We start from the raw sequence: 20,994 nt of genomic DNA, 5'->3' as shown, positions 1-20,994 counted from the left end.
GCTCCCGGGGGCGCGGGGCCGCGGGTCCGGCCGGCCCGTGGTCACGGGGCCGGCGGCGGACTCCGGTGCGCCGTGGTCGGCGCGGTGGGCCGACCCGTCACTCGTCGGCGCGTCGCCGGGTGCCGGGGGAGTGGTGCCCCGGTGGGCGCTCGGGTCTGGCCCGGGGTTCGTGGTGGGGCGAGACGGTGCGGGCGCTCGTGGCGCCGGTGGGTCGGCCGTCGCCGCGGTTCAGGGGCGGTGGCGGGCGTTCGTGGGGGCGATGTGGTGGTTGTGCAGGTGTTCGTACACGATCGAGGCGCGCACGTCGGCGACCTCGGGGCGTTCGGTGAGCTTGTCCACCACGAAGGCGTACAGGCTGTTGTTGTCCGGCAGGGCCACGTGTACCAGGAAGTCCTCGTTGCCCGAGGTCACGAACACCGACAACGTGTCCGGCAGGGCGCGGACCCAGTCGCGGAACGCCTCGATGTTGTGACGTGAGGGTTTCACGACGCTCACGGTGATGAGCGCCTGCACCGGGCGGCCGATCGCCTCCAGGTCCACGTCCAGCAGTGAGCCACGAATCACACCCTTTTCTCGCAGCGATCGGGTGCGATCCAGGGTCGTCGTGGGCGATGCGCCCACCGCTGCGGCCACGTCGCGGTTGGTTTTCCGTGCGTCCGACTGGAGTTCGGCCAGAATCGCCGTATCTAGTTCATCAAGATCAGCCATGAGCGGAGTTTACCCGTACTTAATACGGGTTGTTGAGTTCGACTCCGGAATATGCGTAACATCTGAGCGAAAAGGTCGTATTTGGCTCGCCGGGGAGAGACCCTCATCCGGTAGGCAGCGTCGCCCGCCGCTCGGCCCCGCTCCGGTGCAACGGCGCACCACCGCACTCCAAGGGATGTCCCGCCACCATGAGACCTTCCTCCCCCACGGCCGTCACCGACCGACCGTCGGTACGCCCCGCGACCCGGGGCCGTGTCCTGGCCCTGGTCGCCATCGTCTGCGCGGCGCTCAACCTACGCCTCGTCGTCACCTCGCTGTCCCCACTGCTCACGACCGTGGGGGACGCGTTCGGATTCACCGCCACCGTCGTCGGTGTCTTCGGCACCCTGCCTCTGGTCGCCTTCGCGATCTTCGGGCTCATCACCCCGGCCGTCATGCGCCGCCTCGGCGCCGAGGCCACGGCCGCCCTGAGCATGCTGCTCACCGGCGTGGGCCAGGTCCTACGGGCCTTCGCCCCGGACACGGGCACCCTGCTGGCGCTCACCGGTGTCGCCCTCACCGGCGCCGCCCTCGGCAACGTCGTGCTGCCGCCGCTGATCAAGCAGTACTTCCCCGATCGGCTCGCCGCGTTGAGCACCGTCCAGATGGTCGCGATCCACCTCGGCGCGCTCTTCCCCCCGCTGGTCGCGATCCCCCTCGCGGAGGTCGCCGGATGGCGCGTCGCACTGGGCGCCTGGGCCGGCATCGCCCTGGTCGCCGCGGTCCTGTGGACCGTGCAGTGGCGGGTCCGCGGCACCGTCGCCGCACCGGTCGGCGCCGCCGCGATCCAACGCCCCCTGGCCCGCCCCATCCGCACCGTCGGCATGGCCTGGCGGATGGCGCTGCTCTTCGGCATGGTCACCTGGAACGTCTTCACGCTCTTCACCTGGTTGCCCGCGCTCCTCAGCGACGCCGGGCACAGCCCCGCCGCGGCCGGCGGCATGGTCTCCCTCATGGTCGGCACCAGCCTGCTGTTCGGTCTGGTCGCGCCCGCGGTCACGTTGCGGGCGGCCAACACCTTCCCGATCGTCGTCCTGGGGCTGTCCGGCTACGGGATCGGCTATCTGGGCGTGGCACTGGCACCGCAACTCGCCGTCGTGTGGGTGCTCTTCCTCGGGCTGGGCACCAGCCTGTTCGTGGTCACCATGACCATGATCAACGCCCGCAGCGCCACCCCGCAGGGCGCCGCGGCCCTGTCCGGTTTCGTGCAGGGCGCCGGCAGCGGCATCGCCCTGGGCGGCCCGCTGTTGTTCGGGCTGCTGGGCGAGCTCACGGGTGGGTGGACCGCGTCCTACGTCGTCATCGCCGGGGGCTCGCTCGTGGTGGCGGTCGTCGTCGCCTACGTCGAACGCACCCCGTGGACCATCGAGGCCGCGGCGCAGGGCAGGCACCCGCGGCGACGCAGGTCCGAGCTGCTCCACGACTGAACGATCGCCGGGGCCGGCCCGACACCAGGCCGTGGACGCGCCGGTCCCGGCGACCACGGGTCCCCCGAAACGGCGCCGTCCGCGCGGCGCTCCCGGCCGGCGGGCGGCCGGCACCCTCGACGGTGGACGTGACCGTGTGCTCGGGTCCTGCTCGGCGCCCGCCGAGTCACCACCGCCAGAGGCGAAGGACGCACGGCGCACCGACGCCTGCACGTGCACAAAGGTCCACTTGTGGCCACTTCCTTCAACAAGCGTCACATTCAGTCTCAGAAACTCGCCAATGCCCACAACACGCGCATAATGGCGACATGAACATCCCACCCCTCGCACGACCTTCTCTCGTGTACCCCGAACTCCACCACTGACCGCCCCGAACCGGCCGCGCATCTCGGGCGCTCGACGCCGTCGGTGGCAGCGGGGCACTCCGGCGCCCGACGGGATCAGCACGGGAAGTCGCACACCATGACCTCGGAACGGCCACAGCCGTACCCACACCCGCGATCGCCGGGGCGGGGGGAGACGGAGCCCGCTCCGCTCATCCGCAACCAGGACTTCCAGGCCCTGTGGACCAGCCGCTTCTTCGCGGGGCTGGGCAAGGAGAGCGGCGAGGTCGCCTACCCCCTCCTCATCCTTCTCCTGGTCGGATCGGCCTCCCAGGCGGGGATCATCGGGGCCGCGCAGGTCGCCACCACCATGATCACGGCCGTGATCGGGGGAGCCCTCGCCGACCGCGCCGACCGCCGGGCCATCCTGCTCGTCTGCGACCTCGGCCGGCTCCTCCTGCTCGTCACCTTCGCCACGATCCTGTTGCGGGGCGAGGCCGACGTGTCGCTCATCATCGGGGTGGCGGTCACCTCCTCGGCCCTGATGGGCATCTCCAACCCGGTGGCCATGGCCGCGATCAAACAGCTCGTGCCGGCCTCACAGATCGCCGTGGCCTCGGCGCAGAACCAGATCCGCTTCTTCAGCACCACCGCGCTCGGCGCCCCCGTCGCCGGGGCGCTCTTCGGGCTGGGACGCGCCTTCCCCTTCCTGGCGGAGGCCGTGTGCTACCTGCTGTCCACGGTGTTGATCCTGCGCATCCGCCGACCCATGCAGGCCCCGCGATGCGAGAGTGGTGAACCCTGGACCCTGCGTGCGTCCATGACCGGGTTCGCGCTGTTGGCGGGGCACCCGATCCTGCGTCCGATGATGTGCTGGATCGTCGGGTTCAACATCGCCTTCACCCAGACGGGTGTGTTCCTCGCGCTCATCGCCACGGCGGACGAACGCGGCGCCTCCAACCTCGTGGTCGGGGTGACCGTGTCGCTGGCCGGCACCGGCGGGCTGCTCGGCGCGCTGGCCGCGGGGCCCGTGGTGCGCACCGTGAGCCCCTCCCGGATCTTCCTGTTCACGGCCTGGGCGGCACCGGTGTGCGCGCTCGCCCTGGTCGCCGCTCCCGGTGTGCTCGCGCTCGGGTTGATCGTGGCGGTCGTGTTCGCGGCGGTCCCCTGCGTCAACGCCGTGTTCTTCGCCTACGTGGCCTCCGCGGTCCCGGACCGCTTCCAGGGGAGGGCGCTGGGGGCGGTGACGTTCATGGCGCTGTTGTCCCAGCCGGTCGGCATCGTCGGCATCGGGGTGGTCTTCGACCTGGCCGGCCCCACTCTGGTGTTCCTGATGATGGCCGTGGTGTCCGCGTTGGCCGCCCTGTTCACTCTGGGCCCGACGATGCGTGCGCTGCCGCGCCCCGAGGAGGTCGCCGTCCTGTGAGGGGCGGACACGTCGCGGCCCCCGTCGAAGGACGGGGGCCGCGGCGTCGATGGGGATCGTCGATGGTGATCAGCCGGTGACGGGCATCGCCATCACCGGGTCGGAGGTCGGCCGTTCGGAGCCGCCCTCGGGTTCGATGGTGACGGCGACGCCGTCGGTCTCCTCGTCCTTCGGGGTGGCCAGGACCGGCAGGACCAGACCACCCTCGTCCACGGCCAGCACGCCGGCCGAGTAGACCGAGCCGTCCGGGCGGGTCAGCCACAGCTGGTAGTCCTCGTCGTGCAGGTCCTCCAGTCCGTGGGCGCTGAAGACCAGGTCGCCCAGGGACTCGGAGTGCACCACCGTCACGCTCACACCCTCCATGGGTTCGGCGCTGGTGGTGACGGCGTCCGGGGCGGCCAGCACGGCGGCGATCTGCTGTTCGTTGGAGCGCAGCTCGTCGACCTGGTCACGCTGGTCCAGTACGACGGCGCCCAAGGCGATGATCACGGCCAGGCAGGCGGCCAGGACGAGTCCGAAGGTCCAGGGCAGGGCGCGGCGGCGGGGTTCGGGCAGCCGTTGCGGTGCCGGGGCGAGCTGGCGGGTTCGGGACACCTCCTCGACCACCTTCGCCCGCAGGCTCGCGGGTGGTGTCTCGGCGGTCGCGGCCGCCAAACGAGCGGAGGTCTCGTTGAAGCCCCGCACGTCCTGGACACAGGAGTCACAGTCGGCCAGGTGGTCCTCGAAGCGGACGCTCTCACTCGGAGTGAGGGCGTGCAGCGCGTAGGCGCCGGTCAGCGTGTGCAGATCCGGACCCAGTGAATTTCTCACCACTCCACCCCCAAACAATCCCTGAGTCGTATGAGTCCATCGCGCATCCTGGTCTTGACGGTTCCCAGGGGAGTGGACAGCAGGCGAGCCACTTCACGGTAGGAGTAGCCGCCGTAGAAGGCGAGACGTACCGACTGTTCCTGGATCTCGGTCAGATTGTCCAGACATCGTCGGACGCGCTCGCGTTCGAGCGTGTTCGTGGCCTCTTCGGCCACTTCGTCGTAGGGGCGTTCCGTGCCGGCCGCGGCGGCCCGGGCGTCCCGGTCGCTGGCGGCCTGTTCCGAGCGCACCCGGTCCACCGCTCTGCGGTGGGCCATCGTCATCACCCACGCCTGCGGGCTGCCTCGGCGGGGATCATAGCGACAGGCGCTACGCCACACCTCGACCAGCACCTCCTGGGCGACCTCCTCGGACTGGGCCGGGTCCCGCAGAATGCGCCGTACCAATCCGTACACGGTCGGACTGATGAGGTCGTACACCCGATTGAAGGCCTCTTCGTCACCGCGCGCCACCCGGCGTAGCAGTTCCTCCAGACCCGGGGGGCCCTCCTGCGAGGCCTCCTGCGGCATCGCCGCTGCCCTGTCCATGTACGCCCTTCCGCTGGGGTCATGATCGTTGCGGTTCTCTGTGATGGGGTTCGGACGCGAGGGCAGGGGCCCTGTCGTCCGAGGGGCCCGGACGATCCGGCGTCAACGCGCGGACCGCCCGGGTGTCCTCGGACAGCCTCCCCGCCAGGAAGGCATCGACACTGTTAGGAAGGCATCAGAACCGTGTCGACGATGTAGACGGTCGCGTTGGAGGTCTGCACGTTGCCGCAGACCACCTGCGAGTCGTCGTTGACCGTGAACTCCTCACCGGAGCCGGTGGTGGTCACGTCCTCGCCCTGGAGCGAGGTGAACGTGCCGTCCTCCAGGGCCTCGGGGGCCTGCTCGCCCTCGACGACGTGGTAGGTCAGGACCTCGGTGAGCTGCTCCTGGTCGGCCAGCAGCGCCTCCAGGTCCTCCTCCGGGATCTTGTCGAAGGCGTCGTTCGTGGGCGCGAAGACGGTGATGTCCTCGGCCGAGTTGAGGGTGTCGACGAGGTCGGCCTCACCCACGGCGGTCACCAGGGTGGACAGCAGCGGGTTGTTCGAGGCGGCGGTGGCGACCGGGTCCTGGGCCATGCCCTCGAAGCTGCCGTCACCGTCCTCGGGCACCTCGGCGCAGCCCGGGCCGAAGTTCTCGCCCGCGGCCATGCCCTCGTCGGTGTTCTCGTCCATGCCCTCGTCGGTACCGGTGGTCTCCTCGGTGTCCCCCATCTCCGTGTTCTCGTCGGCACCGTTGTCCATGTCGCCGCCGCAGGCGGTGAGGCCGAAGGCCAGCGCGGCGGCGGCAGCGGTGACGGTGAGCGCGTTCTTGCGGATGACGGTGTTCATCTTCTCTCCTTGATTACTTTCAGTGATGACGCTGTTGAGGTCTGTGACTGTTGCTGGTGTGGCTGATGAGACTCATGTGACTCATGTGACTCATCTGGTCTGTGTGATCTGAGCGAGCGGCTCGGATCGGTGCGGATCAGTCGGCGGTGAAGCGGATCCGGTGCCACCCCGTGGCACCGTCCGGAATGGGGTCCACCCGCTCTGAGGGCTGGGTGAAGCCGGTGGAATCGGTGGCACGAACCTCCACCGAGTGCGCACCGGGTTCGACGGAGGTCTCGGCCACCCACTGCACCCAGGTGTCGATACCGGGGACCTCGGCCAGTTCGGCCTCCCACCAGTCGCCGTCGTCGACGCGGACCTCCACGGCGTCGATGCCGCGGTGTTGGGCCCAGGCGACCCCGGCCAGGACGGTCTCGCCGGCCTCCACACGTCCCAGGGGCGCGGGCACGTCGATCCGGGACATCGTCTTGATCGGCGCGCGCACCCCCCATCCGCGCTGGGCCCAGTAGGCCTCCTCGTCGGCGAACCGGGTGAGCTTGATGTCGGTGACCCACTTGGTGGCGCTGACGAACCCGTACAGGCCGGGCACCACCATGCGGGCGGGGTAGCCGTTGACGTGGGGGAGCGGCTCGCCGCCCATTCCCACGGCGAGGAGGGCGTCCCGTCCGTCCATGACGACCTCGGTGGGGGTACCGCAGGTCCAGCCGTCGTCGGAGGTGCTGAGGATCTGGTCCGCACCGGACTGCACCCCGGCCTCGCGCAGCAGGTCGGCCAGAGGGAACCCCAACCAGCGGGTGTTGCTGATGAGGTCACCACCGACCTGGTTGGACACGCAGGCCAGGGTGATGTCCGCCTCGACGAGCTCCCGGGACAGCAGCTCGTCCATGTCGATCTCGAAGGGCCGATCGACCAGACCGTGGACCCGCAGCGTCCACCGCGTGGAATCCAGCCGCGGGATGGTGAGGGCGGTGTCGATCCGGTAGAAGTCCTTGTTCGGGGTGGAGAAGGGCACCATCCCCGGAACGCCGAGGTCGACACCGGACGGAAGAGCCGGGAGCGGTGAGGCCGGGGCCGGCAGGGTCAGCGCGCCCTGCGCTCCGGCGCCTCCGGTGACGGAGGGAAGGAAGCGCCCCAGGGCACCGGCGGCGCCGGTGGCGGCGAGGACCCCGGTCGCGGTGAGCACGAACCCGCGTCTCCCCGGTCCTCGGTCCGGCCCCGGTTCGGAGGACGTCGCACCCTCCGTGTCCGCCGGTGCCTGGGGCGTTCCGTGCCGTTCCTCCGTCGCGAGAGCCGGGCGTGCGGTCCTGAGGAGGAGCCACAGCGTCACGGCACCCGCCACCCCGCCGACGACGACGGCCGAGGCCGCCCCCATGTCGTCGGCTCGACGGAGGATCACGGCGGCGAGCCCCACCGCCGTGAACAGCGTCAGCCCCACGTATCCGACGACGGGGCGGCTCAGTGCCACGACACCGAGGACCGCGCCGGCGAGGACGAGGACGACCACGACTCCGGTGATCAGAACGGCCTTGTCGGCCGTACCGAAGAGGGAGATCGCCCACTCCATGAGGAACGGGGGGCTGTTGTCGACGAGCGCGTCGCCGACCGTGACCACCGGAGAGGTCGCACGCGCCAGGCCTGCGGTGAGTTCGCCGAATCCGAGCGCGGCCCCGACGACGAGCAGCCCGAGGGCCGCACCGACGGCGTACCGTCGGCTGTCGCGTGGCGGACGCTGTGTCCCGCGTGTCTTGATGGTCACGTGGGGTATTCGGGGCCGACGCGGGGGCGGATGGGTGGACGGGCGCTTTTTTCCGAGATTTTCTTCGTCCTCTGCGAAGCCGCTGGTCACGGCGGCCTATCGAAGTGTCAGGAGGGGATGAGAAGCATGCTCGCGACGTGCACGGTGGCGTCGGCGGTGCGCACGTCGGCGCACACCACCGGCGCGTAGCCGTCGACCGTGTACTCGCCCTCGCTCTCGTCGGTGCGGATCCGCGCGCCGCCGAGGGTCTCGAAGGTCGCGCCGCTCAGGTCCGCGCCGGCGACCTCGTCGAGGACCACATGGCGCCCGAGGAGCCGCGCCAGGGCGGCGGGGTCGGAGAACAGGTCGTGGATCTCCGGATCGGGATACATGTCGAAGGCGTCGTTGATGGGCGCGAACAGAGTGAGGTCCTCGGCGGCGTCCAACCCCGGTGCCAGGCCCGACCGATCCAGCGCGAACGACAGGCGTTCCAGCAGTGGAGTGGCGGCGACGGCGTCGGTCAGGGACTGTTCGGCCATCGCGGCGAGGCTGCCCGGGCCCTCCCGGGGAAAGTCCGCGCAGTCGGGGCCGAACGCGGTGACCGGGTCCGGTTCGACCACGGTGGCCTGTTCGGCGCTCGTGTCGCCCGGGTCGGCCTCCGCGCCGTCCCGATCGCCCCCGCCCGTACAGGAGGTCAGGGTGAACACGAGCACGGCACAGCCGGCCGCGAGGGTGGTTCGGCGCATCTTCCGTCCCCAGGACACGACGTCACATCACGAATACATCACGCTACGTGGGAACCGCTTGCGCAGCGTGTCACGACGCGCAGAGCGCGGCGTCGGATCGGTCCGTCCCCAGGGTTTCCGCGACGCCACGGTGAAGAATCCCCCATACGGGTCATCGCTGGCCAGGGCGGGTGCGGGAGTCGTTCACGGGGCACTGTGGTCGGTTCGACCCCGCGAGTGCAGGAGGATGTTGCCGGTACGTCCTCTCAACGATCGGAGTTCCCCCACATGGCGCGGAAGAAGCCCCTCACCGTGGTCGCGCTCATGGTCTCGGGCAGCCTCCTCCTCGGTGGCTGCGCCCCCGTGTCCGACTGGTGGTCCGAGACCTTCGGCGACGCGTCCGGACCGCCCGAGGTCAGAGAGGAGTTCCCCTACGTTCGTGAGGGACGCATCTTCCAGGACACCGGCCAGGACACCGAGATGCGTTTCGCCGTCACCGGGCTGGAGCGCACCGACGACTACACGGTCATGCACTACGAGGTCACCTACCTGGACGACTTCGCCGGTCCCAACCGCAACCTGAGCATGGCGCACACCCTGGTCGACCCCCTCACGGGACGGGTCTACCGCCAGTTCCTCGACGAGGAGGGGCTCAAGTACGGCTCGGAGAGCCCCAACGAGGACGGCCTCTACCCCGTGCACGACGGGGTCACCAACGAGTACACGCGTTACTTCCCCCGCATCCCCGACGAGGTGTCCCAGGTGACCTTCGTCGGCAGCGGCCTGGGCGCCATGACCGGCCTGCCCGTCCAGGACGTGGAGACCGAGCGCGAGGACCCCGAGAACCCGAACGGCCCCGACCACCTGAGCCTGGACGACCCGCCCGCGCGCGGGGACAACCTCACCTTCGCCAACCGTCGTCCCGACGAGGACGCCCTCGCGGACGAGGGGTGGGTGCAGAGCTTCGTGGACTCGGAGATCGCCTCGACCACCCGCGACGGTGACCGCGAGATCATCTCGCTGCACTCGGACGTGATGTTCGAGTTCGACCGGTCCGACCTCACCGACGACGCCGAGGACGTGGTCCGTCGCGCCGCCACGACCCTGGCGCGCAACGTCGACCCCGACGAGCCCACCATCACCGTGGTCGGCCACACCGACGGCATCGGCGACGACGCCTACAACGACAACCTGTCGGTGGAGCGCGCCGAGAGCGTGCGCGACCTGCTCGCCGAGGAGCTCGGTACCGACTACCGGTTGGAGGTCGAGGGTCGGGGCAAGCGCGAGCCCATCGCCCGTGAGGGCGGCTCCGACGACGAGGAGGCGCGCGCCCGCAACCGGCGCGTCGAGTTCTCGTACGTCTTCGACCCCACGGTCGAGGCCACCGAGGACGAGGAGTACGACGACGACGGCCTGGGCGTGGCCCAGCGCAACGTCACCTGGCCCGCCCCCTTCAGCGACGACCCGGGCTCCGTGGTCGCCGAGGGCGAGGAGAACGGGATCCGGCTGGAGATCTACCCGCTCCGCCGCGATGGTGCCTACGTCATCGGCGCCGTGTCGATGACCAACACCACCGACGGCCCGCTCGCCCCCGAGCTGGGCGGCAGCGAGACCGTGGCCGGTGGACCCGAGCAGTTCAACAAGGGCACCCTCGGCGGGTTCCAGCTGTTCGAGCCGGACAGCGGTCTGGTCCGGTACGTGGCGCAGATGGACTTCGGCGACAACCGCTACAGCAGCTTCGCCGAGGAGGTGCACACGATCCAGCCCGGTAACACCCACGAGCTGGTGGCGGTGTTCCCGGCGCCGCCGGTGGACGTCGAGGAACTGACGCTGCGCGCCGGCCCGTTCGGTGAGTTCGAGGAGATCCCCGTCGAGTACTAGGACCGTTCGACGGACCGCGGGGGTGTTCCCCGGTGCGGGCGCCGTCGGGCCGTGAACCCGGGGAGGACCTGAGGAACACGGCCTGCACGGGACACGGGAGAGGGGCCGCCGACCACGCGTCGGCGGCCCCTCCTCGTTCATCAGGCGTCGGGATCCACCGCGCGGTCGGGCAGGCCCGCCGCCTCGCGCAGGCGGACGAACTCCTCGGCGAGGGCGTCGGGCGCGTAGTGCGCGTTGCGTCCGCTGGGGTTGGGCAGGACCCACAGGCGGGTCCCACCGATCGTCGCCGCCTGGGGGCCGACCCCCGCCCGTCGCTCCCCGAACGCCGCGCGATAACCGGTGATCCCCAGGAAGGCCAGCCAGGTCGGCCGCAGTTCCAAGACCTTGCGGCGCAGGTCCCGCGCTCCCCGCACGAACTCCTCGGGGGCGAGCTCGTCGGAGCCGCGGGTGGTCCGGGCGACCAGGTTGGTGAACCCCAGCCCCAGTCGCGGCAGTTCCCGGTCCCGGTCGGGCGGGTACCGGCCCGGGGTGAACCCGGACCGCCCGAGGGCGGGCCAGAACCGGTTGCCGGGACCCGCGAAGTGGTGTCCGCGCACGGCGCTGGTCAGCCCGGGGTTGAGCCCGCAGAAGACCACGGTCAGCCCCTCTTCGAGCACGTCCGGCAGCAGGAGGTCGCGTCCGGCCTCCAGCTCGGCGCGGGTGAACCCGCCGACGCCGCGCTCGGGCCCGGCCCCGCTCCCCGTCGCCACGCCGTCAGTTGCGGATCTGCCCGGCGGCCTGCAGGACGACGCGCTCCAGGTCGCCGCGTTCGACGTCCTCGTGGTAGGCCACCGCGGTCACGTAGAAGTCGCCCGGCAGTTCCAGGTAGAGGTGGCGGCTGGAACCGTCCACGGTGCCCACGTACTCCAGGTCGCCGCCGAGGTCGTCGGACTCCTCCGTGTGGTAGGTGTCCACGTCCACGTCGACGTCCACCTCCCAGTTCATCTCGGCCTCCGCGCCGGGCACCTGGACGACGTCCGGGTTGGCGCTGGGGTCGGCCCCGGAGGTGAACACGAGGGTGAAGGAGGCGGTGCCCGGGCCGGTGCCGCCGTCACTGAAGGTGCAGGAGAGTTGTTCGGTGTCCTCGACCCCATCGACCTCCCCGCTCTCCTCGGTGAGGACGGTGCCGGGGGCGAGGTCGCCGACGATCTGGGCGGCTCCGGCGGCCTCGCACGACTCCGGCAGACCGTAGGCCGAGGCGTCCTGCTCCTCGGTGTCCTCCGTGTCCTCGGCGTCGGGGTCGGGGCTCGCGCTCGCCTCCCCGTCCGGGGCGTCCGCCCCGTCGCCGCCGGAGAGGCTCAGATCCAGATCGAGGTCGACCGCGTCGCAGCCGACGAGGACGACACCGCCGATGAGGACCGCGGCGACGGCCGTGCCCAGGCATGACAGGGGAGAGGACGGGATCAGGCGCATGGGTGGCTTTCGGTTCGGGGTGCGCCGGGCTCGTGGGAGGGGAGCCGGCGGGGGACACAGGGAAACTTAGCAACTCCGAGGGCCGTCGGGGTCGCCCTCGGCGGGCCGCGACGGTTCCGCGGGGTCGTGAACGTCCTTCGCCGGCCTCACGCGGCTCGCGTCGCGTGGCCGTCGGCCCGGGTGGGCGCCCCGGATCGCCGCTGCCGCCGGCCGGTGCGGGCCCGGAGACGACGGCGGGGCCGGCTCGGGAGCGTCTCCCGTTCCGGCCCCGCACCGACCGACCGCCGTCGGGGCGGTCAGAAGTTGATCATGTGCCCGGACAGGCCGTGCACGGCCTCCTTGACGGCCTCACTGAGGGTCGGGTGGGCGTGGATGTTGCGCGCCACCTCGTGCACCGTCAGGTCCCACTGCTGGGCCAACGTGAGCTCCGGCAGCAGTTCGGTGACGTCCGGCCCCACCAGGTGGGCGCCCAGGAACTCGCCGTACCGGCCGTCGGAGAGGATCTTGACGAACCCGCGGCTGTCGCCGAGGCCGTGCGCCTTCCCGTTGGCCATGAACGGGAACTTGGCGACCTGGACGTCGAAGCCCGCCTCCCTGGCCTCGTTCTCCGTGTAACCGAAGCTGGCGATCTGCGGCTGGCAGTAGGTGGCCCGGGGGATGAACCGGTAGTCGATCTCCTGTGTCTCGGCGCCCGCGATGGTCTCCGCGGCGACGATGCCCATGGCCTCGGCCGTGTGCGCCAGCATGAGCTTGGCGGTGACGTCGCCGATCGCGTAGATGTGCGGCACGTTGGTGCGGCCCCGGGAGTCGATGGCGATCGCCCCCCGGTCGGTGAGCTCGACACCGCTGCGTTCCAGACCGTAGCCCTCGACGTTGGGGGAGAACCCGATCGCCTGGAGCAGTTTGTCGGCCTCCAGGACCTGCTGCTGATCGTCGGTACCGGTCACGGTGACCCGCACGCCCGAACCGGTGTCCTCGACCTTCTCCACCTTGGTGGAGGTCAGGACCTTCACACCGAGCTTCTTGTAGGCGCGGGCGATCTCCTTGGAGACCTCCTCGTCCTCCAGCGGCACCATGCGGTCGAGGAACTCCACGATGGTCACGTCGACCCCGTAGTTGGCCATCACGAAGGCGAACTCGACGCCGATGGCGCCGGCGCCCGCGATGACGATGCTCCCGGGCAGTTCCTCGCTGAGGATCTGCTCCTCGTAGGTGACCACGCGCTCGGAGAGCGAGGTCCCCGGAATGAGCTTGGTGGAGGATCCGGCGGCGATGATCGCGTTGTCGAAGGTGACCGTGTCGGTCTCGCCGCTCGCCTTCTCGACCTTCATGGTGTGGTCGTCGACGAAGGTGCCACGCCCGTCGAGCTCGGTGATCTTGTTCTTCTTCATCAGGAAGTGGACGCCCTTGACCCGGCCGTCCGCCACCTCACGGCTGCGCCCGAACGCCTTGCCGTAGTCGAACTCGACCGTGCCGTCCACCTTGATGCCGAAGGTGTCGGCGTCGTTGTGGAACAGGTGCGCCAGCTCGGCGTTGCGAAGGAGCGCCTTGGAAGGGATGCAGCCGACGTTGAGGCAGACCCCGCCCCAGTACTTCTCCTCGACGACCGCGGTCGTGAGGCCGAGTTGGGCGGCGCGGATCGCCGCGACGTAACCGCCGGGCCCGGCGCCGAGGACCACCAGATCGAAGTGTTGCTGTCCCATGACGGGATCTCCTTGAGTGTGTTGGTGACGCACCCGGTGCAGCCGGCGTGCCCGGGGTGTCGGGCTGCCGCGTGCCGGCTCAGAGCCTGTGTGTCGGACCACAGGGGGTGTTCTCTTGTTCGGGCGCCGGCGGACCGTGCCTCCGGCGCACCCGGGACGGGACCGGAGGTGGGATCGCGAGGTACGAGCCACCACACCGCGGGCCCCTCAGGTTCCTGCCCTGCCGCCGGGTATCCGAACACGGGACGAAACGCGGCGGAGGCCGTGCGGGCACAGCCTAGTCGCGCTCGCCCCACCTGTGGGCTACCCGGAGTCCGACGGTGATCACTCGGTGTCGTCTGCGCCGGTGGTGGTGGGTGTGGAGGCCGTGCCGCCGGTGGAGGGGGCCGTCCCGGCGGCGCCCGCGGGGGTCTTCCCGGTGGTGCCCGTGTGCGGGCCCTCGGCGGTCGCGGCGTCGTACTCGGCCTCGGCGGCACGGATCGCCTCGGCCTTGCGCGCCCTCTGGTCGCGGACGGAGGTGAACACGGGGTACATGGCCATACCGATGATCAGCGCGAGCATGATCCACAGGGCGTACCTGTCGACCAGCAGGACGACGTCCACCCCGCCCTGCCCGGAGGCGAAGCCGATGTAGGCGACCGACGCCGTGACCATGAGGGCGCCCAGGGCGTCCAGGAGCAGGTAGGTGCGCAGCCGCATGCCGCTGGTGCCGGCCAGGACGCAGACGACCATCGTGGGGACCCCGGGCAGGTAGCCGAGGGGGATGAGGACGCGCAGGACCCAGGGGTTCATCCCCTTGAGCCGGGTGGCGAAGCGCTGGGCGCGCTCGCTCGGCACGGCGAAGCGGATGAAGCGCACCCCCCAGCGTCGACCCACCCACCAGAACAGCCAACTGGCCTTGATCTTGCCGATGACGCCCGCCAGGATGATCGCCCACAGCGTGCCCTCGCCCACCCCGGCGAAGGCGCCGCCCGCCCCGATCGCGGCGTAGCTGCCGGTGATCAGGGCCAGCGGCACCGGGTGGTCCGCGAGGAGCAGTGGACGCAGCGGGATCGTGAGCGTCATGAGCGCGGGGATCGCGATGAACAGGGTGAGCAGGACCTTGTCCTGGCGTTCGGCCTTGCCCTCCCACAGGCGCATGCCGCGGATCTGCTCCTTGGCGAGCTCCTGCTCACGCTCCTCGAACCGCTCCAACGCCCGCTGCACGGCCTCCTCGCGGGTGGGGCGAGGGGCCCGCGGTTCCGGGGCGTCGCCGGGGCCGGGGTGTTCGGCGTCGTGCTGGGGAACGGGCGTCGTCATCATGTCCCCAGGTTCCCGCGAGGGCGTTCTCGCGCGATAGTCGTAGGAATCACCGGACCGGTGTGAGGCGTGCGTGCGATCCGGATGACAAGTGTCATGTGCGAGGGCCGTGGGGTCGCCCCGGGGCGTGGTCAGCGTCGGGGTGGTTCCATGGGCCACTTCCAGTGTGGTGCCCAGGTGGAACCGTCCGACACCCCGGGAGGCATCGGCGGCAGCAGGCGGGAGCCCGGAGCCCGGTCCTTCGCGGGGGCCGTGGTGGGGTCGCCGGTGGGATCGGCGGGCGCGTCGACGGCACGCTCCCGTGCGCCGCCGAACGGATCCGGGTCCCGGAAGGGGCCCAGATCGGGGAGGGCGTGCGCCTCCTCGTCGATCAACGGTGGTGGGGCGCCGGCCCAGGGGGCCGGTACCGCGAACTCGTCGGGCTCCTCCTCCGGGTGCCCGGGCGCCGGGTGCGAGGTGCCGGTGCCGAACGCGGGGTCGCCGGCCGGGGCCGGCCCGGGGGAGAGGGGATCCGGCTCCGGCGCGAGGGCGGCGAAGGGCGTCGACGGAGGGCCCGAGTCCACTTCGGCGAAGTGGGCGGCCACACCGAAGTGCCGCGGCGGTCGCCGGTAGGAACCGGTGTCGTCGTTCTCGATCTGCGGTGCCTGCGGGTGGCGGATCGTCCCGGCCGGATGGACGCGCGACCACCAGGCGGCCGTCTCCTCCGGGTGCAGTTCGGACTGGACCGTGAGTGACCCGTGGATGTGCGGGTGGCGCCGGCCGGCGCGCCAGGAGTGCAGCAGCGACTGGGGTTCGAGCACCAGGACGCGTTCGCCGTCCACCTCGGGGATGTCGCCCGGGTGCGCCTCGTTGCCCACCCAGGAGCCGTCGCCGCCCACGAGGTCCCACTCGCCCCGCACGACGTCGGCCAGGGGGTCCACCGTGGCGTTCATCGATGCCGCGACCCAGCGCGGGTCGGGTCGTGTACCGGGCAGTCGCAGCCCCTCCTTGCCGATCAACGCGTCGGCGAGCAGGGTGTGCAGCTGGAAGTTGTCGCCGACGCCGTCGAAACGCACGCGGAACCCCCGCCAGGAGGCACGGTCCAGGACCAGGATCCGGCTCAGCTCGGCCATCCGCAGGAGCTCGGCGACCTCGGTGTACTCGCTCAGTCCGGTGGACAACGCCTGGACGATCTGGCTCAGGCCCTCCAGGGCGCTGCTGTCGGCGCGCACGGCCGAACGCACCCCGGAGTCGCTCAGCATGGCCTTGGCCGCCAGCCCGTAGCGCTGCGCGGTCCACCAACCGGCGGTGGCCAGGGGGGCGTTGTCGCCGAGGACCTCCTCGACCCGCCTCTCCTCGTCCTCGCCCACCACGGCCGGGGCGGGCGGCGGACCTCCACCGGTCTTCTCCCAGGCGTGCATGAAGGCGACGGCGGCCTGTCCGTAGGCGCCGAGCTGCCGCAGTACCTCCAGGCCGGCCTGCCCGGCGGGGGCACCCGACTCGACCAGGGCTCCGGCCAGCACCGAGAGGTCGGCCGCGACGCCCGCGTGGGGCTCACAGTCGCCCAACACCGGGGCCAGGGCCTCCAGCGCGACCTCGAGTTCCTCCGGGGGCACCGTGGAGGACAGCCGAAAGGCCTCCTGCACGGCCTCGGAGAAGTCGGGGGCCTGCCCGGCGGCGGTGTCGAGCACACGTTGGAACGCGGCGCGGAACTCTTCAGTCACCCCAGAATCCTGTCATACCCGCCCGGAACGGCGGTGGGCCGGATGCATGTGCACGAACCGGGTGACCGGAAGGTCAGTCGGGATCGTGGAGTCGAATCTCGTGTCCCTCCTGGATGGGGGAGAGGAAGGCGAGGAGTCGTCGTCCCTCCTCGATGATCTCCTCGGTCTCCGAGCCGTCGAGGGGGCGGAAGGGGAACACGTCCAGGGTCCTCGCCCGGCGGTCGCGATCCACCTTCCAGGAGGCCGCGACCGACCCGTCCACGAGCACCGTCGCGGGCGGCATCCCGTTGCGCGCCGTGACGCGGCGCAGGGAGTCCGGGGAGATCATCCGGGTGCGGTCGGCGTGGGCGCGCAGCACGTTGTCGAAGTCGTACAGGAAACGCACCGGTGCCGGGACGTCCGGGCCGGGCCGCGGCGCGTCGGGCAGGTCGAACAGTTCCGCCCCCGCCTCGTCCCGGAAGGTCACCAACCGGTCCCGCAGGCCCGACACGACCGGCGCGAGGCGGGTCAGTCCGGACCACGCCTGGACGTCCCGCACACTCGCGGGTCCGAACGCGGCCAGGTGGCGCAGCACCAGCCGCTCGTGGTCGGGTGCGGCGTCCATGGGCAGACCGGTCCAGGTGTCCGCGGGCGCCAACACCGGGCTTCCCACGGCGCCCCACACACCGCGCGGCGGGATCTGGACCACCGGGAGCAGGCAGCGCACCACGTACGCGAGGTGGGTGCCGGGAACCTCCGGCCACCGTTCGGCCAGGCGTGCGCCCAGGTCCTTCGGGCCGAGGGGGCGTTCCTCGAGGATCGCCCGTCCCAGGTCGACCACGGCGTCGAGGTCAAGGCCGGCGGTCGCCCTGCCGTGGGTACTGTGCGCCAGGTCCCGGGCCATGACCTCGCGGGTGGTGCCGCGCAGCCACCGGGCGTCCTCGGGGGTGACCAGGTGCAGGGTGGAGCGCATCAGCGACATCCGCACCAGACCACCGTCGGTGAGGGTCCGGCCCACCGCCTCGGGATCGGGCTCGCGCAGGCGGCTCTGGAAGGCGACGTACCAGGAGTGCGTGGTCTGCGCCTGGAGCCCGCCCAGACGGGTGACGAGGTCGACGGCCGGGAGGTCCACACGCGCGAGCAGGTGCTGGCGGGCCAGGGTGGCGCGGTTGAGGGCGCGACGACTGAGAACGGTGGACATCGGGAGACCTCCGGGGTCGGTCCGGTGCGTGCCGGAACCCTACCCGCGCGCACCGACGGTCCACGGAGGCCGCCACCGGAACGCCTCGGGCCGACGCCACCGAGGGGTGGGGCGTCGGCCCGAGGTCGGTCCTGAGGATCGGTGTGTCAGTGGTGCCCGTCGAGGAGTCGGGCGCAGCGGATCAGACCCAGGTGCGAGTAGGCCTGCGGGTGGTTGCCCAGGGCGCGCTCGGTGACCGGGTCGAACTCCTCGGGGATGAGGCCGGTGGGGCCGGCCGCGTCCACCAGGTGCTTGAACAGTTCCTCGGCCTCGGCACGACGCCCGGTGAGCAGGTAGGCCTCGATCAGCCACGTGGTGCACAGGTGGAAGCCGCCCTCACCGCCGGGCAGGCCATCGTCGCGGTGGTACCGGTAGACGGTGGGGCCGCTGCGGAGCTCGGCCTCGATGGCGGTGACGGTCGCCTGGAACCGCTCGTCGGCCGGGTCGATCAGGCCGGACAGGCCGATGTGGAGGGAGGCGGCGTCCAGGTCGGTGCCGTCGTAGGCGGTGGTGTAGGCCTGGGCGGTCTCGTTCCAGCCCTTGTCGAGGACCTCGGCGGCGATCTCCTCGCGCAGCGCCCGCCAGCCGTCGTCGGCGGTGCGACCGTAGGTCTCGGCGAACTTCAGGGCGCGGTCCAGGGTCACCCAGCACATCACCTTGGAGTAGACGCGCTGGCGGGGCTCGTCGCGCTCCTCCCAGATGCCGTGGTCCGGCTCGTGCCAACGGCGGGCGACCGCCTCGGCCATGGCGCGGACCAGGTCCCAGTCGCGGTCGGCCAACCGGCCGCGCGCCTCGGACAGGTGACCGATGAGCTCGACGACGGGCCCGAACACGTCCAGCTGGACCTGGTGGTCGGCGAGGTTGCCGATGCGCACCGGGCGGGAGCCCGCGTATCCGGACAGGGAGTCGATGGTCTCCTCCGGGCCCAGGTCGGTGCCGCGCAGGCTGTAGAGCGGGCGCAGCAGTTCCGGCGAGGGCAGGGAGTCCACGACGCCGTGCACCCAGTCCAGGAAGGCCTCGGCCTCGGCGTTGGAGCCGAGGGTGACCAGCGCCTGGACGGTGAGCGCGCCGTCGCGCAGCCAGCAGTAGCGGTAGTCCCAGTTGCGGACGCCGCCGATCTCCTCGGGCAGCGAGGTGGTCGCCGCGGCCATGACACCGCCGGTGGGGGTGCACAGGCCCCGCAGGGTGAGCGCGGAGCGGGCGGCCAGGGATTTCTCCGTGGCGGGGAGCTCCAGGGTGTCCAACCAGTGCGACCAGTGCCGGGTGGCGGTCTCCTGGCGTTCGCCCTCGGTGCGCCCCTCCGCGGCCAGCGAGTCGGTACCGCACCGCAGCTCCAGCACCACGGGACGCTCCGAGCGCGGGTGGACGGTGGCGCGGGCGACGTCGTCGGTGCCGTCGTGGTCCACGTGCCACTCCACGCCGGGCGACCGCAGCACCATGGGGAAGTCGGCGCCCTGGATCCGCAGACCCTCGGGCTCGACGGTGATACGGATCGGCGCGCGACCGAAGTCGGGCCGTGGCGCGAACTCGATCGTGGCCGGGGTGACGCCGCCGATCACGCGGATCAGGTCGGTGCGTCCGGGCTCGGTGTCGTGGGCGAGGTAGTCGGTGACCTCCAGGCGCGACCAACGGGTGCGCACGGTCATCGTGCCCGGCAGGTAGCGCTGGCCCAGGGGCAGCCCACCATGGGCGGGGGCGATCGCGAACACCCCGGCCTGACGGCCGCCGAGCACCTCGGCGAACAGCGCGTTGGAGTCGGGTTCGGGGTGACAGAACCACAGCAGGCGCGCGTCCGGGCCGACCAGGGCCACGGAGGCCTGGTTGGACAGCATGGACATGCGCTCGATCGGGGTGGGCCGTTCGCCGAACACCCAGGAGCGACGCTCAGTGGCGAGCAGGGCCAGCAGACCGGCGGCGGCCGGGGTGTCCGAGACGCTGTGCGCGGCGACGGTGGGTTCGGTGCCCACGCGGACGCCGGCGTCGGCCCCGGTGTTGAGGTTCATGAACACCGGCTCTTCGCCGTCGCCGCCACCGATGTAGAGGAGGGCGGTGGCGTCGACCTGCTCGCGCAGCAGTTCGAGGGCGGTGGACTTGTCCGTGGCCGCGGCGTCGGAGGCGGTGGCGTTGGGGTCGATGGTGAGGTCGGTGTCGAACTCGGTGCCGTGCGCCCCGACGAGGCGGACCTCGGAGGGCAGACGGGACAGCGCGGCGAGGTCGCGCAGGGGGCGGGCGGAGACGACCGCGCACACCGTGCCGGGCAGTTCGGCCAGGTCGCGCAGGGCACGAACCGCCTCGGGCAGCGGGCTGCGTTGGCCGGACTCGATGGGGGCGAGGGCGCCGTCGTAGTCGCAGGCGACCAGGAGGCGTGAGGTGCGGGCGAGCGCGGAGACGCGTTGGCGGACGTCGAGGGCCACGGCCTCGATGGTCGTGTCGGTCCCACTCTTGGGTGTCGCCGGAGCCGCTTCGACCGCCTGGGTGAGCGTCACGTTGCCTCCTCCACTGGCCTACTACATGACCTGGGAAATTTAGGTGAAATGTAGGACTCCGCGCACATGCTTGTCGGTTCACACGGGTTCGGTGTGAAAAACGTAGACGCAGGGATGGTGGCGCGGGATGAGCCTCGGGGGACTTTGAACAGACATCAGGAACTTTTAACGCACTGTCTGGCGAACCGGGTGATGCCGGTCGTTCCGGAAAAGGTCGTCTCCCCCAAAGGTCAACGCGAGACTACCCGCGTCACAAGGATCACGCGAACCGAGGATTCAGTGACCCAGATCACAAGATGACCCGAAGCGTGTCCGTCGTCCGGATCACGTGCCTTTCGTTCCCGGTCCGCGGCGGCGGGATCGGAGAAATCCGGGCCTGTTCCTCATCTTTTCCCGGCCGCCGGTGGAGGTCCCGTCCGGCGGGTGGTCTCGGATACGGGGGCGGAGGCCGTCCGTCCACAGCCTGTGGACGGTTCCTCGGTTCCTCCCCCGGGAGGCGCCGGGATTCGTCCACAACTTGTGGACGGCTCGCCGGCCCGCCGGGCTCGCGAGCACGGACTCGGGGAGCGAGCGGGAAGAGTGGAGGGTCCCGTGGGGCGGAACCCGGGGCGGGTGTCCCCGGGGATGTCGGCGGTCGACGGGTG

The 20,994-nt window shown here is 71.2% G+C and carries 16 protein-coding genes; 3 read left to right on the top strand and 13 right to left on the bottom strand.

All coding sequences use genetic code 11. The features are described 5' to 3' along the window. Positions 1-228: 228 nt before the first annotated feature. On the bottom strand, positions 229-708 hold the full coding sequence (locus DSY14_RS04150; RefSeq protein WP_211715091.1) for an Lrp/AsnC family transcriptional regulator: 480 nt from the start codon (positions 706-708) through the stop codon (positions 229-231). Positions 709-896: 188 nt separating this feature from the next. Here DSY14_RS04150 and DSY14_RS04145 point away from each other — a divergent pair, with 188 nt between their 5' ends. Then, positions 897-2,174: a CynX/NimT family MFS transporter gene (locus tag DSY14_RS04145; protein WP_211715090.1), complete on the top strand. Its 1,278-nt coding sequence runs from the start codon at positions 897-899 to the stop codon at positions 2,172-2,174. A 462-nt stretch (positions 2,175-2,636) separates the two neighbouring features. Then, on the top strand, positions 2,637-3,923 hold the full coding sequence (locus tag DSY14_RS04140) for an MFS transporter (RefSeq protein WP_211715089.1): 1,287 nt from the start codon (positions 2,637-2,639) through the stop codon (positions 3,921-3,923). Between the two features lie 69 nt (positions 3,924-3,992). Here DSY14_RS04140 and DSY14_RS04135 read toward each other — a convergent pair whose 3' ends face one another. From DSY14_RS04135 to DSY14_RS04115, 5 genes are all read right to left on the bottom strand, one after another. After that, positions 3,993-4,733 carry an anti-sigma factor gene (locus DSY14_RS04135; RefSeq protein ID WP_307851124.1) on the bottom strand — a complete coding sequence of 247 codons (741 nt, stop codon included), beginning with the start codon at positions 4,731-4,733 and terminating at the stop codon, positions 3,993-3,995. Further along, positions 4,730-5,320 (bottom strand): ECF RNA polymerase sigma factor SigK, encoded by a 591-nt coding sequence (gene sigK / locus DSY14_RS04130; RefSeq protein WP_211715088.1) that lies wholly within the window; start codon positions 5,318-5,320, stop codon positions 4,730-4,732. The genes DSY14_RS04135 and sigK overlap by 4 nt, the downstream gene beginning before the upstream one ends. A 164-nt stretch (positions 5,321-5,484) precedes the next feature. After that, the gene (locus tag DSY14_RS04125) at positions 5,485-6,147 is read right to left on the bottom strand and encodes a fasciclin domain-containing protein (RefSeq protein ID WP_211715087.1); all 663 of its coding nucleotides are present in this window, start codon (positions 6,145-6,147) and stop codon (positions 5,485-5,487) included. 136 nt (positions 6,148-6,283) lie between these two features. Further along, the gene (locus DSY14_RS04120; protein ID WP_374223978.1) at positions 6,284-7,903 is read right to left on the bottom strand and encodes a molybdopterin-dependent oxidoreductase; all 1,620 of its coding nucleotides are present in this window, start codon (positions 7,901-7,903) and stop codon (positions 6,284-6,286) included. Between the two features lie 107 nt (positions 7,904-8,010). Continuing rightward, the gene (locus DSY14_RS04115) at positions 8,011-8,628 is read right to left on the bottom strand and encodes a fasciclin domain-containing protein (protein WP_211715086.1); all 618 of its coding nucleotides are present in this window, start codon (positions 8,626-8,628) and stop codon (positions 8,011-8,013) included. A 267-nt stretch (positions 8,629-8,895) separates the two neighbouring features. On the opposite strand from DSY14_RS04115, the gene DSY14_RS04110 reads away from it, so the two are divergent. Next, positions 8,896-10,488, top strand: coding sequence for an OmpA family protein (locus DSY14_RS04110; RefSeq protein WP_211715085.1), 1,593 nt, complete (start codon positions 8,896-8,898; stop codon positions 10,486-10,488). A 140-nt stretch (positions 10,489-10,628) separates the two neighbouring features. Here the strand turns inward: DSY14_RS04110 and DSY14_RS04105 are convergent, their stop codons facing one another. The 7 genes from DSY14_RS04105 to DSY14_RS04075 form a co-directional block, all read right to left on the bottom strand. Then, positions 10,629-11,237: a mismatch-specific DNA-glycosylase gene (locus DSY14_RS04105; RefSeq protein ID WP_307851123.1), complete on the bottom strand. Its 609-nt coding sequence runs from the start codon at positions 11,235-11,237 to the stop codon at positions 10,629-10,631. A gap of 4 nt (positions 11,238-11,241) precedes the next feature. Further along, positions 11,242-11,940, bottom strand: coding sequence for a hypothetical protein (locus DSY14_RS04100; protein ID WP_211715084.1), 699 nt, complete (start codon positions 11,938-11,940; stop codon positions 11,242-11,244). 296 nt (positions 11,941-12,236) lie between these two features. Then, positions 12,237-13,643: a dihydrolipoyl dehydrogenase gene (gene lpdA / locus DSY14_RS04095; protein WP_211715083.1), complete on the bottom strand. Its 1,407-nt coding sequence runs from the start codon at positions 13,641-13,643 to the stop codon at positions 12,237-12,239. Positions 13,644-13,967: 324 nt separating this feature from the next. After that, positions 13,968-14,945, bottom strand: coding sequence for a DedA family protein (locus DSY14_RS04090; protein ID WP_249187298.1), 978 nt, complete (start codon positions 14,943-14,945; stop codon positions 13,968-13,970). Positions 14,946-15,073: 128 nt separating this feature from the next. Continuing rightward, complete coding sequence (locus DSY14_RS04085) at positions 15,074-16,645, bottom strand: hypothetical protein (RefSeq protein WP_211715082.1); 1,572 nt, start codon at positions 16,643-16,645, stop codon at positions 15,074-15,076. Between the two features lie 73 nt (positions 16,646-16,718). After that, positions 16,719-17,825: a winged helix DNA-binding domain-containing protein gene (locus tag DSY14_RS04080; RefSeq protein ID WP_211715081.1), complete on the bottom strand. Its 1,107-nt coding sequence runs from the start codon at positions 17,823-17,825 to the stop codon at positions 16,719-16,721. A gap of 146 nt (positions 17,826-17,971) precedes the next feature. After that, the gene (locus DSY14_RS04075) at positions 17,972-20,350 is read right to left on the bottom strand and encodes a trehalase-like domain-containing protein (RefSeq protein ID WP_211715080.1); all 2,379 of its coding nucleotides are present in this window, start codon (positions 20,348-20,350) and stop codon (positions 17,972-17,974) included. Positions 20,351-20,994: the final 644 nt, after the last annotated feature.

Source organism: Nocardiopsis sp. MG754419, assembly GCF_018207095.1.
Lineage (GTDB): Bacteria > Actinomycetota > Actinomycetes > Streptosporangiales > Streptosporangiaceae > Nocardiopsis.
This window is presented reverse-complemented; position numbering and strand designations above follow the sequence as displayed.

What these genes read in the sequence shown, in the direction of transcription:
- DSY14_RS04100 (WP_211715084.1), bottom strand. Translation starts at nt 11,940, where the DNA reads ATGCGCCTGATCCCGTCCTCTCCCCTGTCATGCCTGGGCACGGCCGTC.
- DSY14_RS04150 (WP_211715091.1), bottom strand. Translation starts at nt 708, where the DNA reads ATGGCTGATCTTGATGAACTAGATACGGCGATTCTGGCCGAACTCCAG.
- DSY14_RS04110 (WP_211715085.1), top strand. Translation starts at nt 8,896, where the DNA reads ATGGCGCGGAAGAAGCCCCTCACCGTGGTCGCGCTCATGGTCTCGGGC.
- DSY14_RS04080 (WP_211715081.1), bottom strand. Translation starts at nt 17,825, where the DNA reads ATGTCCACCGTTCTCAGTCGTCGCGCCCTCAACCGCGCCACCCTGGCC.
- sigK (WP_211715088.1), bottom strand. Translation starts at nt 5,320, where the DNA reads ATGGACAGGGCAGCGGCGATGCCGCAGGAGGCCTCGCAGGAGGGCCCC.
- DSY14_RS04115 (WP_211715086.1), bottom strand. Translation starts at nt 8,628, where the DNA reads ATGCGCCGAACCACCCTCGCGGCCGGCTGTGCCGTGCTCGTGTTCACC.
- lpdA (WP_211715083.1), bottom strand. Translation starts at nt 13,643, where the DNA reads ATGGGACAGCAACACTTCGATCTGGTGGTCCTCGGCGCCGGGCCCGGC.
- DSY14_RS04090 (WP_249187298.1), bottom strand. Translation starts at nt 14,945, where the DNA reads ATGATGACGACGCCCGTTCCCCAGCACGACGCCGAACACCCCGGCCCC.
- DSY14_RS04140 (WP_211715089.1), top strand. Translation starts at nt 2,637, where the DNA reads ATGACCTCGGAACGGCCACAGCCGTACCCACACCCGCGATCGCCGGGG.
- DSY14_RS04145 (WP_211715090.1), top strand. Translation starts at nt 897, where the DNA reads ATGAGACCTTCCTCCCCCACGGCCGTCACCGACCGACCGTCGGTACGC.
- DSY14_RS04125 (WP_211715087.1), bottom strand. Translation starts at nt 6,147, where the DNA reads ATGAACACCGTCATCCGCAAGAACGCGCTCACCGTCACCGCTGCCGCC.